Here is a 12,308-nt window from a genome sequence, read left to right on the forward strand (position 1 = left end):
TTTAACAAGAATTGTATCCTTCCTACAACTATTCTTTTCTTACTTAACAGTTATTAATTCCCTGAGCTTTTCAAATGTTTTATCACCTATGCCTGTAACTTCCTTCAAATCTTCAATCGTTTTGAATGATCCAAGTTCTTCCCGTTTTTGTAAAATCGCTGTCGCTTTACTCGGACCGATTCCCGGAAGTTCCTGTAGTTCTTCAGATGTTGCTTTATTCAAATTAATTGTACCATCCCCCTTGGCCGCTGAGACTGTATTCCCTGAACTTTCCCCAGCTGTATGATTAGAAGCCTCTGCTGTCTCACCCTTGATTGGGATATAGATGACCATTTCATCCTCTACTAATTGCGCCATATTCACTTGCTTACTATCAGCCCCATTTTTCAATCCACCTGCTTTTTGAATGACATCCGTTACTCGATCCCCCTTCAAAAATTCATATACACCAGGTTTTTGAACGGCACCCTTCACATCAACCTTATAAGTAGCACTCACCTCAGGTTCTGCCACCAGTTTTTCCGTATCTTCATTCTTTTTTTCTATTGCACTCTCCTCCGTCCAATTTATTTCACTTTGTTCGATTTGCCCATCTTCAGATTGCATATTCCAAAAGAAGAGTGCAGCACAGGCTACGCCTGCACCTGCTAGTAGGATTCCATTTCGCCTGATAAACTGTACGATTTTCTCATTCATTTAATTTACGCTCCTCTTCATATTTGATATTTACTTGCATAAATTTGTTATAAGGAATAGTGGATATCGTGATATTTATCCAATAAGGAGGATTTATAATGATTACCGGCATAATTGGCACAGGTAATATGGGAACCATCTTAATTCAAAGTTTAATTGGGTCTTCGGCCGTTGCAGCAAAGGATGTAATCATCATGAACAGGACTAAACACAAAGCCCAATCCCTGGCTGTTGAATTACCAGGAATCCATACAGCACACACAAGTATTGAACTTGCAAAACAAGCGGATTTAATCTTTTTATGTGTAAAGCCGCATGAAATGTATCCATTAATTGAAATTCTTGAACCTCATCTAAGTTCGGATAATTGCATTGTTTCCATCACAAGTCCAATCTCCATCAAACAATTGGAAGCTGTCGTCCCCTGCTCATGCGCTAGATTTATTCCATCTATTACCAATCGCGCCTTGGCAGGCGCAACACTGCTGACATTTGGTGAATCCTGCAGTCCATATTGGCGGAACCAACTTCAGCAGATGGCAGCAGCAATTTCAAAGCCGCTCGAAATCGACAACAAATATACCAGAGTATCCTCAGATATTGTTAGCTGCGGTCCGGCTTTTTTTAGTTTTATTGCAAGAAACTTTATCGAAGCTGCGGTTGATCATACGGGAATAAGCACTGAAGAAGCCACCCAGCTAACCGAATCAATGCTGATTGGGCTCGGTGAATTATTACGTCAGCAGCATTTTTCATTGCCTGCTTTGCAAGAAAAGGTGTGTGTGAAAGGCGGTATTACAGGTGAAGGTATCAAAGTGCTGGAAAGTGAATTAGGTGAGGTTTTTAGTCATGTTTTTCAGGCTACGCATCGAAAATTTGAAGAGGATTTAAAGGGAATTGAAAATCAGTTTGGGGTTTCATATCATTAATTCTAATCATATTATAAAAGTCCTTTACGAAAACAAAGGTATTTATGAAAACATTGTGTCAATATAACTAAAAAACCAGGAACATCACGTTTCCTGGTTTTTTTACATTATTTCCTTTTACAAACAAAGAAGATTCGATCGGCCTCATCAAGGGAATTTCCTCCGAAGTCACCCATCAGTTCCACAAGCTCAAATCCAATCTCATCAAGCCAAGTTTTATACATATCGATCGGGTATGTACGTTGAAAATGATCTTCATCAAACCGGTTATACGCATCAAGCTCATGATCATAAACATAGAAAGTCAACTCATGTACGACACTGTGAGGAATATCTGTCCCTTTCCACGCATTCCAGATATAGGAAATATCATCTCCATTATCTGCATAGGTTTGATCACTAAAAAAAGTGGACATTTTTTTCACAGAATGAACATCAAAGATAAATAAACCATCCTCTTTCATATGGTTCAAAACACCTTTAAAAGTATCCTTTACATCATTCTCATCACCAAGATAATTTAATGAGTCACAAAAGATGACAACTATATCATATAGATTCAATCCTTCTAAAGCTCGCATGTCCTGGTGATAAAACGGGATGTCATGCTGATTCTCGCTTGCTTTTTGAATTGCCACAGCCAGCATTTCTTCTGATAAATCAACGCCGGTTGGCTGGAAGCCTGCTTCTTTCAAACGAATAGCAAGCTCACCAGTCCCACATCCAATATCAAGAATTGATTTTTCATTTAATTGATATTTTCGGGCAATTTTTTTTACAAACTCAACCCATTCCTGATAGGGAGCATCTTTCATTAAGTAATCATAAACATAAGCAAAGTTTTGATAACTTACATTCATATATTAAGTTCCTGCAATGATACTTCTGGGGCATCTCCCCATAATCTTTCCAATTTATAGTATGAACGATCATCTTTATGGAAAATATGCGCTACAACATCGCCCATATCAACTAGAACCCAACGGGCTTCATCAAAGCCTTCCATTCGGCGGACTGTCGCTCCGTTTTCTTCGACTTTTTCCTTCATTTCGCGTGCAATTGCTTGTACTTGTTTGTCTGAGTTACCGTGGCAAATAATGAAGTAATCAGAAATCAACGAAATTCCCTTCATATCCAAAACGAGAATCTCTTCTGCTCTTTTGTCATCAGCTGCTTTTGCAGCTACCTCTAATAATTCTTTACCATTCATTTAATTGTTCCTCCCTATCTGCTCTGCAAGATCGTTATAGGCATGGAAGGTATCCGGATAGATTGTTTGATTTTTTTTAATCAAAAATGTGATTGTATTTCCCATTGCCTGAAGCACAGCTTTATCCAGGCTTAGTAAGGACAACGCTCTCACTTCATCTACTCCAGGGAAACTTCTCCCAGGCTCTATATAATCAGCCAAATAAATGATCTTATCAAGCATACTCATTCCGACACAGCCCGAAGTATGGTTTTTGATTGCTGAAAGGATTTCTTCATCATGAAGATTTGCTTCTTTCTTAACTAAAACCGCTCCAACCGGTGCATGCCATAATTCAGTATTATATTCCAATAAATCCTGCGGTAATTGCTCATTCTTAATGATTTGTTCCATCTCATCCAGAGGACGATATTTGGCATAATCATGGAAGATTGCTGCCAATTTAGCTTTCTCTATATCTGCACCGTACCGTTCTGCCAATTCCTGAGCACTTTCCAATACACCCAATGTATGAATATATCGTTTATCAGGTAATTGCTGCCTAACGATTTCCAATGCTTTTTGTTGATCCATATAACTGATTCTCCTCAATATATATCTTTACCGCATCAGGAACCAAATATTTGATTGTCTTCCCATTGCTTATTTTTTCACGAATCCACGAAGAGGAAACAGCGATTTCCGGAATATCCACCAATGTGACAGGATAGGATGTCTCAGTACTGTAACCAGGGCGTTTAACACCTGTAAAGCGGACTAATTCACTCAATTCATCTATTTGTTTCCACTTCGGTAAATATTCAATCATATCAGCACCGATAATGAAATAAATTTCTGAGTTTGTATCCCGTTCTTTCAGGAGTTTAATGGTATCTATCGTATATGATGGCCCATTTCTTTCCCATTCTATTGTATCAATCGTAAAACATGGATTACTACCGATTGCTAATGTAAGCATATCCAAGCGCTCTTGATTAGACGTTGAAGTTTTGGTTTTATGCGGGGGCACATTATTAGGCATAAAACGTACCTCATCCAAATCTAATTGCTCCCTAACCTCATTTGCAATAATTAAATGACCGATATGAGGGGGATCGAATGTTCCGCCTAAAATACCAATTTTTTTCATATAGTGTGCCCCCTTCCCTAAATAGGAATTTAATTATGATGGAAGAATAATTTGTTTGTTTTCTCTTGATTCTTTATATAAAACAATCGTATTACCAATGACTTGAACCAATTCCGCACGTGCACCTTTTGAAAGCTGTTCAGCCACCGTATCACGGTCCTCTTCGCAGTTTTGCAAGATGCTGACCTTGATAAGCTCACGAACTTCAAGAGCCTCACCAATTTGTTTAATCATATTTTCATTCACTCCGCCTTTTCCAACCTGGAATATCGGTTGAAGGGAATGTGCCTTCGAACGCAAAAATCTTTTTTGTTTACCTTTTAACATTTATGATCCTCCTAATTGTTGTAAAACTAATTGTTTCATTCTTTCTGTATCCGGCATAACACCTGTCCATAACTCGAAAGCCAGTGCTCCCTGGTTTACAAACATATCCACACCGTTTTGAACCTTATTACCACGGTCTTTTGCCTCTTTTAAAATTTTGGTTTCAAGAGGGTTATAAATAATATCACACACAACCGCATTTTGATTTAGTTCTGTCAGAGAAAGTGGTGATGCATGTACGTCTGCTAACCCAACCGAGGTTGTCTGAATAATAATATCATATTGGCCGAGAGAGCTCTCTGCTTCTTTCAGGCTAATTGCTCTCGAATTTATATTCCCATGATAATCTGCCAGCAACTGTTCTGCTGAAATATGAGTCCGATTGGCGAGATCGATTTTTGCTACACCTGTTTTAGCCAGTGCAAAATAAATTCCTCTTGCCGCACCGCCTGCACCAATAATCAAGACATTCTGACCATCTATACGATCGGTTATAGTCAGCAGTCCTTTAATAAACCCAGGACCATCCGTATTGTACCCATATAACAGTCCATCCTTTATGACAACAGTGTTAACAGCACCAACTTCATTTGCAAATTCGTCTAAGACATCGATATAAGGAATAATGCGACTTTTAAAAGGTACCGTTACATTAAATCCGCCGGCCCCCAAAGCTTTCATTCCCTCGACTGCCTGTTGTAGCTCATTATCCTCAACATAAAACGGCAAATATACTCCATCTACAGAATATTTATCAAATGCGTCATTATGAATAAGCGGAGACATTGAATGCTCAATTGGATTCCCTAATACCCCGAACAGCTTCTTCATTTTACTCTCCTTTAAATCAATGATTTACGGATCGTCACTTGCACTCCTTTAGGAACATGTGCGGAAATCACTGCTCCCGGCTTGTTAATCGTTACCCAGCCCAGGCCAGAAAATACGATGTCTGTCTTCCCTTCTTTTATAGAGAATTGGTGAGCTACTAGCGGTGGAAAATCATCTAATTCAGAAGGATGCGGCGGTACCAATAATTCGCCTACATGTGTTTTGTACAGCTCGTCTGCTTTTTCTAATTTCGTCCGGTGGATATTTAACTCATTGGACAAATAACAAGTAAATGAATTCCGTTCACCCTGAATAAAGTCAAATCGAGCCAAGCCACCGAAAAAGAGAGTTTGGCCAGCATTCAATTGAAAAACTCTTGGTTTAATCTCTTTCTTTGGAGTAATCACTTTTAAATCTTCTTTACCCACAAAGTGAGCCATTTGATGGTGATTAATGATTCCAGGCGTGTCTATTAACGCTCTTTCATCATCCAGTGGAATTTCGATAATATCCAGAGTTGTTCCTGGGAAGTATGAAGTCGTAATCACATTTTCTTCACCACTGCCCTGTTTAATAATACGGTTGATAAAAGTGGATTTACCGACGTTTGTACAGCCCACGACATATACATCACGTCCCTCACGCAATTCCTCTATACGCTCCATTGCTTCTTCAATTCCATGTCCTTTAGCACCGCTGACAAGCATAATATCAACAGGATGTAAGCCAAGTTCAACCGACATGTGCTTCATCCAGGTAATCAGCTTATTAGGCTTGACTGATTTCGGTAATAAATCACTCTTATTACCGATTAAAACAACTGGATTATGGCCGACAAATCGTTGAATTCCCGGCAGCCAGCTTCCATTAAAATCAAAGATATCCACTAATTTGACGATTAAAGCATCCTTACTTCCAATTCCATTCAGAATTTTTAAAAAGTCGTCATCAGTTAGGGATACATCTTGTACCTCATTATAGTGTTTAAGTCGGAAACATCTTTGGCAAATGATTTGTTCTTTTTGAAGTGAGGAAGATGGTGCATATCCTATTTTTTCAGGATGCTCCGTTTGAATAGTCACACCGCATCCCACACAGCTAATTTGTTCTTTTTCCAAGTCTAGTCCTCCCATGTTATCTGTCCTTTTTTACGGAACCATGTTAATATTCTGCGTTCAATTTTACGATTTATTTTAGTTGTCCAGCCATCTGTTTGAGCAACAGGAACGACAAGGATTGTTTGAAACCCGTTACGATTGCCGCCCAACACATCGGTTAAAAGCTGGTCACCGATCACGACTGCTTCTTCTCTTTTAATACCCATAATCTCTACAGCTCTTCTGAATGCAGCTCCCATAGGTTTTTTCGCTCTAAAAATAAAGGGGATTTGAAGTGGATCAGCAAAGGACTTTACACGTAGTTCACTGTTATTGGACACAATTGTCACTTTAATACCATGTTGCTTCATCATTTCAAACCAAGCAATCAGTTCTGGCGTGGCAAGAGGACGATCCCATTCCACAAGGGTATTATCAAGGTCTGTAATAATCCCCTTTATACCATTATCTTTTAATTCCTGAGGTTTGATTTCATAAATACTTTTAACATGCTTGGAAGGTAAAAATGCTTTTATCACTCTATACACCTCTATTAATTCTTTTTCACCGCTATCCATCATAACGGATATTTTAATTTATGTCATAGCCAAATAGCTAAATTTGATGAAAAGTGCAGTCGAAATATAAAACCTTTCGACACATTGCGCCATTATTTAAATCTGTGGATAAGTTTATGCACATCACTAACAGATCATTTACCTTTTTATACGATACGTTTTCCCGATAAAAATTATAGATACACACAATTTACCCACAAGTTATACACCTATCCCTGTGGATAACAGAACGGTTGTTCCATCCTCTTGATTCTGTTAAATTAAGGGTACACCAAGGCAAACTACTAATATATTGTCGTTGCCACCCATTTAGAACAGTAAATTGGAGGTGAAGCCGCAAGGCAAAATAATGCAAAAACTACCAGATGATCTTTTAATTGAATCATATTACAAAGCCAGGCATTTAAACTTAAGCCAAGAATTTATCCGTCTAATTGAAAGAGAAATTGACAGGAGATCCTTATCTTATAAAATATTTTAAGCAGAGCCAAACTCATTTGTATCATGCGCCCTGGTTAAGATCCAGGGCAATTTTTTTGTATTATTATTTTATATACCCTATTGTCTCACCGACATGTACTGGTTGCGGCAAAGCACCTGTTATGTATGGAGTAAAGGTTTCCTTCTCAAATAATAGAACCACGGTTGAACCGAAAGAAAAATACCCGATTTCTTCCCCTTTATGTAGAGTATCCCCCGAATGTGTTCTCTCTATTGAATTAACAAACATGGCACCAACCTTTACAACAGATAGAAATCCTCCGGCATGCTGGATTTCTGTGATTTCACGGTAATTTTTTGATAGAGGGTATTTACCTAATGTCATCCCCCACTTGTTGACTGGATATGACTTTCGTCCAAGAGTACTTTTCCGTGTAACCAATCCCTCAACTGGAGAGTGAATACGATGATAATGGCTTGGACTTAAATATAGTACCATATATCTGCCGCCTAGATATTTTTCTGTATCTTTTGTGTTCCCAAGCATTTCCTCAACTGAATATACCTTCCCTTTCACCTGGAAAGAAGAATCTTCATGGATGGGCCCACTATCCTCCAATACGGCATCTACAGGACTGACAACAGTCCCCTCCTCATGATTAATTTCGCGCGCTCCATTTATTAAAGCCCTTGTAAAAAAGTCATGCAGGGATGTGTATTCCTGAATGGGACGATCCATCTCAGTCAAATTAATTTTGTATTGCTTTGCAAAAGATGGGATTATCCGCCTGCTTGCTTTAGAGTTTGCAAATTTTCTTAAAAGGGAAGAAGTCCATCTGCCATTGGTTAATTCGATTAATAATTGATATACCTTTTCCTTCACTTTCTTCACCTATTTTCTTGTTATATAGCTACTCACATTTAGCTATCTTTCGATTGGATATAAAATTAACAAAAACACCCATGACGATTGAGGGTGTTTGTCTCTACTTAGTTTACTATTCCTTTAAAGGAAGGGAAAGATTTTTCTTACTGATACAGTCAAGTATATCATCATTTCAATTTAAATCGTCTCTTCATCCTCGGAAACCACCAATTCCATTTTCCCATCATTTTCAAGAGGATTGGAACAAGGATTAACCTAATAATCGTCGCATCCAATAAAACAGCAATCGCTAAAGTAAAGCCCAGCTGTTTAATTTCTAATACGCGTGTCAGGATAAATGAAATAAAAACAATGATCATAATTAAGGCAGCCTGGGTAATAAAAGGACCTGTAGATTCGATTCCCCTTGCTATTGATTCTTCATTATCGTGGGATGATTCCCATTCTTCTTTAATCCTTCCGACTAAAAATACCTCATAGTCCATAGAAAGTCCGAACAAAATTGCGAAGGTTAATACAGGCAAATAAGACTGTATAAATCCTGGAGAAGTAAATTGAAGATACTCTTCTCCCCATCCAAATTGAAAGACTAAGACTGTCATTCCGCATGCTGCTGTTACACAAATAATATTTAATAGAATTGCTTTTATTGGAATAAAAATGCTCTTAAAAGCAATTACCAAGAAACAATAGGAAATCATTAAAACAACCACAATGACGATGGGTGTTTTTTTTGCTGTTTCTTCATGCAAATCATTCACTTGAGCTGTAAGCCCTCCAATATAAAGGCTCCCTTCATTCACCTGTTTCTCAAACCGCTCATTTAGCTTAGAGACAAAAGTTTTTGCTTCAGTAGAATCTGGGGCATATTTCAACGTAATCATTACAGGGGCTACATTAAAATCGTCATTAATCAAAAAACTGGTATATTCCTTAAGTTCAGGTAGTTTTATTAATTCTGCTACCTCATTGTATGTATCATCATCACCTAAAAGATTGTCAGTCAATTCTGTAATGGATGAAACCATTTGGACCTCATCAAAGGTTTTGAGGATATCTCCAACAGTCGAAATTTCCTTAAGCTCTTCCATACTGAACCGACTACCTGAAGCCTTCTTTACCAGGAGAACCGGTGAGTATAGACCGGACACAAACTTATCCTCTAAAAGCGTATTTCCTCTTCCAGATGGATAATCCTTTAAGGCATCTTGATTAAGCCCTATTCCCAAATGCATCTGCAATAATGGAGCGGTCAATGCTGCTAGAATAAGCAAACTCCCAATTAAATAAGGAAGTGAGTACTTCATGATATGCTTTGTCCATCGATACAGATATTTTCTCTGATTAGTCTTCTTTTTATATGGTATGGAAAAACTGTTCAGACGATGTCCAAGCAAACATAATAATGAAGGTAAAAAGGTAAGTGTCAGCAACAATAATATAAATAAAACAGCAAATGTGCCCACTGTTAAATTAAGAAATAATTTTGCATGAACAAGAGGGAGTCCGATTAATGAAATCATAACCGTCAACCCAGATAAAAATATAGACTTTCCGCTTGTGGCAATGGCTATGGCGATTGCCTGATGAGAATCATTTTGTTGAAGTTCCTCCCTATATCTAATAATCAAAAATAAAGAATAATCAATTCCTATTCCCAGTCCAATCATCGTCACTACACTTGGTACAATAATGTCAAAATCCTGATATCCCGAAAGACTTAAACATGCAAAGGTAAGAACTACCGCCATTCCTCCTAACATAATCGGGATTAAAGCCGCTGTAAGAGAACCAAATGCAAATAAAAGAACCACAAGAACAAAAGGCATGCCCAATTTTTCCGCAAAGGTAAGATCCCGCTTTTCCATATGGGTCAAATCCTTTATTGTCGGAGTGGCCCCTGTCAAATATAGTTCAAGCCCACCCTTCTGCGCATCCAAATATTCACTAAGTACATCAATCGTTTCTAAAACCCGACCTTTATTCCCTTCAATAAAAAGTAACGCGTAACAAGTGTGCAAATCCTTTGAAACTTGATTCTCCCCCTCCAGCAGAGGGTTCTCCATCGGATTTGCAACTACAGTTACCCCTTCTATCTTTTGGATTTCAGCCAGAACATTATCTACCGGTTCGTAAAATTTTTGTTCATTTACTTTCCATTGATTCGAATGAAAAACAAGAAAATTTTGTTCACCCATATCATCTGCAAAGTTATGCTCCATTAATTTTTGAGTTAGTTCTGATTGTGAACCTTTTACATTTAATTGCGGTGGTGAAAGATGGTTAAAAAAAGATGGTATTAGCATTATTCCGCCAAGAAACAGTAATCCCCAAACTAGCAGGATAACTTTATAATATTGAATGACCTTACAGCCAAAACGGTAAAAATAAGAAGAATTATGTTGGGGTTTAGATTCGTGCATATTGACACCTCAATTTTTTGAGCGTGACAATATTATTTCCTTTTAACGAAAAAAACGGACAAGTATCTTTTGCCCGTTTTGACTATTTTTTCTTCCTTTTTTCTTTCTCTGCTCGATAAAATTCATGGAACATTTTCATTAATGCTCTCTTTTCAATTCTTGAAACATAGCTGCGAGATATACCCAGTTCTTTCGCTATCTCTCTTTGTGTCTTTTCCTTTTTTAGATCTAGGCCAAACCTGCCAACAATAACCTCCTTTTCACGGTCCTCAAGCACATCAATATACTTCTTCACTTTTTCAAGTTCCATATTAAGCTGAATTGTGTCAATTACATCCTCAGACTCAGACTTCAATATATCAAGCAATGAAATTTCATTTCCCTCTTTATCCTGGCCAATCGGGTCATGCAACGAAACATCTTTTTTTGTTTTTTTTATCACTCTTAGATGCATCAAAATTTCATTTTCTATACAGCGGGCCGCGTATGTAGCAAGTTTCGTGCCTTTACCTGAGGAATAAGATTCGATTCCCTTGATTAAGCCAATCGTTCCGATTGAAATGAGATCCTCAGTATCTTCCCCAGTATTTTCAAACTTCTTTACAATGTGAGCTACAAGCCTTAGGTTATGTTCAATTAATAAATTCCTTGCTTCCGCATCTCCTTCCGCCATTCTTTCAATACATTCCCTTTCTTCCTTTGCTGATAATGGTTGAGGAAATGCATTGTTTTTAACATAGGAGACGAGAAAAACCAATTCTTTAATAAAATAGCCAAACGTTGCTAAAACTCCTGCCAATTAAATCAGCTCCTCACTGTTTCCAACCAGTTAGACTATTAGATATGTATGACAGCAGCCTCTATCCCTTGCCTGTCCTTCTGAAAATAAGATATTTGATTTATGCCCAACCATATAAGCAATCATCCCATATTATAATAATAATCTACGGTATATAAGGAGGTGCACCTATGTATCCTTATCATTTTGGAGGACCCAGTTGCGGTTGGGGCTATCCTCCTCCACCATGCCGAAATGGGTATGGCGCCGGATTTGCGATCTTAATTATTCTATTCATTTTATTATTCCTCTTTGGCTTTTGGGGTTTCTGGAGCGGGGGATACCTTGGTCCTAAATAAAGAAAAAAACTTATGCTCTGCATAAGTTTTTTTCTTCTTTTTATAATTCTATAGTTGTGATATCAGCTACAATGACAAATGTGATTGTAACGGCAGTAGCAACCCCCATTACGAATAATAACATGGTAACCAACCCCTTATTCTTCCCATTTACCTAAATTTAACATAATAAAGGGGTGTCCCAAGCGACGTGATGTGAAGAATAATTGACTAATTCTTTACAGGAATGTGAACAGTTCGTTATGCACTATCCTTATTAATCCAGAAAAATTTTGATGTCTTTACTATCATATTGCTAGTCATATCTATCGCCTTCCTTCCGATTGAGCAAATTTTTTTGGACCGGTCAACCTTCGCATACTCGAGTATGGAATATAATTAATAGAATTTATTAATTATAGTTGTTTTTCGATCAAGTATTTCATTTTCCGCCTGACGTATTGAAACGTATTCAGACCTGCCCAATTTATTTGACTTGATTGTAACCGTGAACAGAATCATATTAAAGGTCATGCAATTACCTCCTTAAGCTTCAAATCATCGGTGTTTTTAGCACACTTTATCAATATATTCATCACACCACCAATATAGAACTAAAATTGTATAAAAATCCTATAGTTTAAT

General features: G+C 37.7%; 15 protein-coding genes. 2 read left to right on the forward strand and 13 right to left on the reverse strand.

What is annotated here, in order from left to right; all coding sequences use genetic code 11:
• Window positions 1-39: 39 nt before the first annotated feature.
• Window positions 40-696, reverse strand: a complete 657-nt coding sequence (locus tag F7984_RS13960; protein WP_077248068.1) for a helix-hairpin-helix domain-containing protein — start codon at window positions 694-696, stop codon at window positions 40-42.
• A gap of 98 nt (window positions 697-794) precedes the next feature.
• On the opposite strand from F7984_RS13960, the gene comER reads away from it, so the two are divergent.
• Complete coding sequence (comER, locus tag F7984_RS13965; RefSeq protein WP_066105304.1) at window positions 795-1,625, forward strand: late competence protein ComER; 831 nt, start codon at window positions 795-797, stop codon at window positions 1,623-1,625.
• Window positions 1,626-1,732: 107 nt separating this feature from the next.
• Here comER and F7984_RS13970 read toward each other — a convergent pair whose 3' ends face one another.
• Genes F7984_RS13970 through F7984_RS14005 form a run of 8 tightly spaced genes read right to left on the reverse strand, consistent with a single transcriptional unit; the run spans window position 1,733 to window position 6,797 of the window.
• A complete protein-coding gene (locus F7984_RS13970) occupies window positions 1,733-2,485 on the reverse strand; it encodes a class I SAM-dependent DNA methyltransferase (protein ID WP_140461997.1) in 753 nt (250 codons plus the stop codon).
• A complete protein-coding gene (gene rsfS, locus F7984_RS13975) occupies window positions 2,482-2,835 on the reverse strand; it encodes a ribosome silencing factor (protein WP_066105311.1) in 354 nt (117 codons plus the stop codon). The genes F7984_RS13970 and rsfS overlap by 4 nt, the downstream gene beginning before the upstream one ends.
• Window positions 2,836-3,408 (reverse strand): bis(5'-nucleosyl)-tetraphosphatase (symmetrical) YqeK, encoded by a 573-nt coding sequence (gene yqeK, locus F7984_RS13980; protein WP_140461996.1) that lies wholly within the window; start codon window positions 3,406-3,408, stop codon window positions 2,836-2,838.
• The gene (locus tag F7984_RS13985; protein ID WP_140461995.1) at window positions 3,377-3,964 is read right to left on the reverse strand and encodes a nicotinate-nucleotide adenylyltransferase; all 588 of its coding nucleotides are present in this window, start codon (window positions 3,962-3,964) and stop codon (window positions 3,377-3,379) included. The genes yqeK and F7984_RS13985 overlap by 32 nt, the downstream gene beginning before the upstream one ends.
• 33 nt (window positions 3,965-3,997) lie before the next feature.
• A complete protein-coding gene (yhbY, locus tag F7984_RS13990; RefSeq protein ID WP_066105322.1) occupies window positions 3,998-4,291 on the reverse strand; it encodes a ribosome assembly RNA-binding protein YhbY in 294 nt (97 codons plus the stop codon).
• On the reverse strand, window positions 4,292-5,122 hold the full coding sequence (gene aroE / locus F7984_RS13995; protein ID WP_066105324.1) for a shikimate dehydrogenase: 831 nt from the start codon (window positions 5,120-5,122) through the stop codon (window positions 4,292-4,294). It abuts the gene before it with no gap.
• 11 nt (window positions 5,123-5,133) lie between these two features.
• A complete protein-coding gene (gene yqeH / locus F7984_RS14000) occupies window positions 5,134-6,255 on the reverse strand; it encodes a ribosome biogenesis GTPase YqeH (RefSeq protein WP_375138417.1) in 1,122 nt (373 codons plus the stop codon).
• Window positions 6,243-6,797 (reverse strand): YqeG family HAD IIIA-type phosphatase, encoded by a 555-nt coding sequence (locus F7984_RS14005; RefSeq protein WP_175354283.1) that lies wholly within the window; start codon window positions 6,795-6,797, stop codon window positions 6,243-6,245. Before F7984_RS14005 ends, yqeH begins: the two co-directional genes overlap by 13 nt.
• 349 nt (window positions 6,798-7,146) lie before the next feature.
• Between F7984_RS14005 and F7984_RS14010 the strand changes: the two genes are divergently transcribed.
• Complete coding sequence (locus tag F7984_RS14010) at window positions 7,147-7,278, forward strand: sporulation histidine kinase inhibitor Sda (protein WP_066105330.1); 132 nt, start codon at window positions 7,147-7,149, stop codon at window positions 7,276-7,278.
• Window positions 7,279-7,341: 63 nt separating this feature from the next.
• Here the strand turns inward: F7984_RS14010 and F7984_RS14015 are convergent, their stop codons facing one another.
• From F7984_RS14015 to F7984_RS14030, 4 genes are all read right to left on the reverse strand, one after another.
• A complete protein-coding gene (locus tag F7984_RS14015; protein ID WP_066105333.1) occupies window positions 7,342-8,121 on the reverse strand; it encodes a phosphatidylserine decarboxylase in 780 nt (259 codons plus the stop codon).
• Window positions 8,122-8,291: 170 nt separating this feature from the next.
• Entirely contained in the window at window positions 8,292-10,547 is a 2,256-nt protein-coding gene (locus tag F7984_RS14020; RefSeq protein ID WP_140461993.1) for an MMPL family transporter, read from the reverse strand.
• Window positions 10,548-10,629: 82 nt separating this feature from the next.
• Window positions 10,630-11,346, reverse strand: a complete 717-nt coding sequence (gene sigK, locus F7984_RS14025; RefSeq protein WP_066105338.1) for an RNA polymerase sporulation sigma factor SigK — start codon at window positions 11,344-11,346, stop codon at window positions 10,630-10,632.
• A gap of 716 nt (window positions 11,347-12,062) precedes the next feature.
• The gene (locus F7984_RS14030; protein WP_077248070.1) at window positions 12,063-12,197 is read right to left on the reverse strand and encodes a YrzI family small protein; all 135 of its coding nucleotides are present in this window, start codon (window positions 12,195-12,197) and stop codon (window positions 12,063-12,065) included.
• Between the last annotated feature and the right edge of the window lie 111 nt (window positions 12,198-12,308).

It is taken from the genome of Pradoshia sp. D12 (genome assembly GCF_008935075.1).
Lineage (GTDB): Bacteria > Bacillota > Bacilli > Bacillales > Pradoshiaceae > Pradoshia.

What these genes read in the sequence shown, in the direction of transcription:
- F7984_RS13960 (WP_077248068.1), bottom strand. Translation starts at nt 696, where the DNA reads ATGAATGAGAAAATCGTACAGTTTATCAGGCGAAATGGAATCCTACTA.
- comER (WP_066105304.1), top strand. Translation starts at nt 795, where the DNA reads ATGATTACCGGCATAATTGGCACAGGTAATATGGGAACCATCTTAATT.
- F7984_RS13970 (WP_140461997.1), bottom strand. Translation starts at nt 2,485, where the DNA reads ATGAATGTAAGTTATCAAAACTTTGCTTATGTTTATGATTACTTAATG.
- rsfS (WP_066105311.1), bottom strand. Translation starts at nt 2,835, where the DNA reads ATGAATGGTAAAGAATTATTAGAGGTAGCTGCAAAAGCAGCTGATGAC.
- yqeK (WP_140461996.1), bottom strand. Translation starts at nt 3,408, where the DNA reads ATGGATCAACAAAAAGCATTGGAAATCGTTAGGCAGCAATTACCTGAT.
- F7984_RS13985 (WP_140461995.1), bottom strand. Translation starts at nt 3,964, where the DNA reads ATGAAAAAAATTGGTATTTTAGGCGGAACATTCGATCCCCCTCATATC.
- yhbY (WP_066105322.1), bottom strand. Translation starts at nt 4,291, where the DNA reads ATGTTAAAAGGTAAACAAAAAAGATTTTTGCGTTCGAAGGCACATTCC.
- aroE (WP_066105324.1), bottom strand. Translation starts at nt 5,122, where the DNA reads ATGAAGAAGCTGTTCGGGGTATTAGGGAATCCAATTGAGCATTCAATG.
- yqeH (WP_375138417.1), bottom strand. Translation starts at nt 6,255, where the DNA reads ATGGGAGGACTAGACTTGGAAAAAGAACAAATTAGCTGTGTGGGATGC.
- F7984_RS14005 (WP_175354283.1), bottom strand. Translation starts at nt 6,797, where the DNA reads ATGGATAGCGGTGAAAAAGAATTAATAGAGGTGTATAGAGTGATAAAA.
- F7984_RS14010 (WP_066105330.1), top strand. Translation starts at nt 7,147, where the DNA reads ATGCAAAAACTACCAGATGATCTTTTAATTGAATCATATTACAAAGCC.
- F7984_RS14020 (WP_140461993.1), bottom strand. Translation starts at nt 10,547, where the DNA reads ATGCACGAATCTAAACCCCAACATAATTCTTCTTATTTTTACCGTTTT.
- F7984_RS14030 (WP_077248070.1), bottom strand. Translation starts at nt 12,197, where the DNA reads ATGACCTTTAATATGATTCTGTTCACGGTTACAATCAAGTCAAATAAA.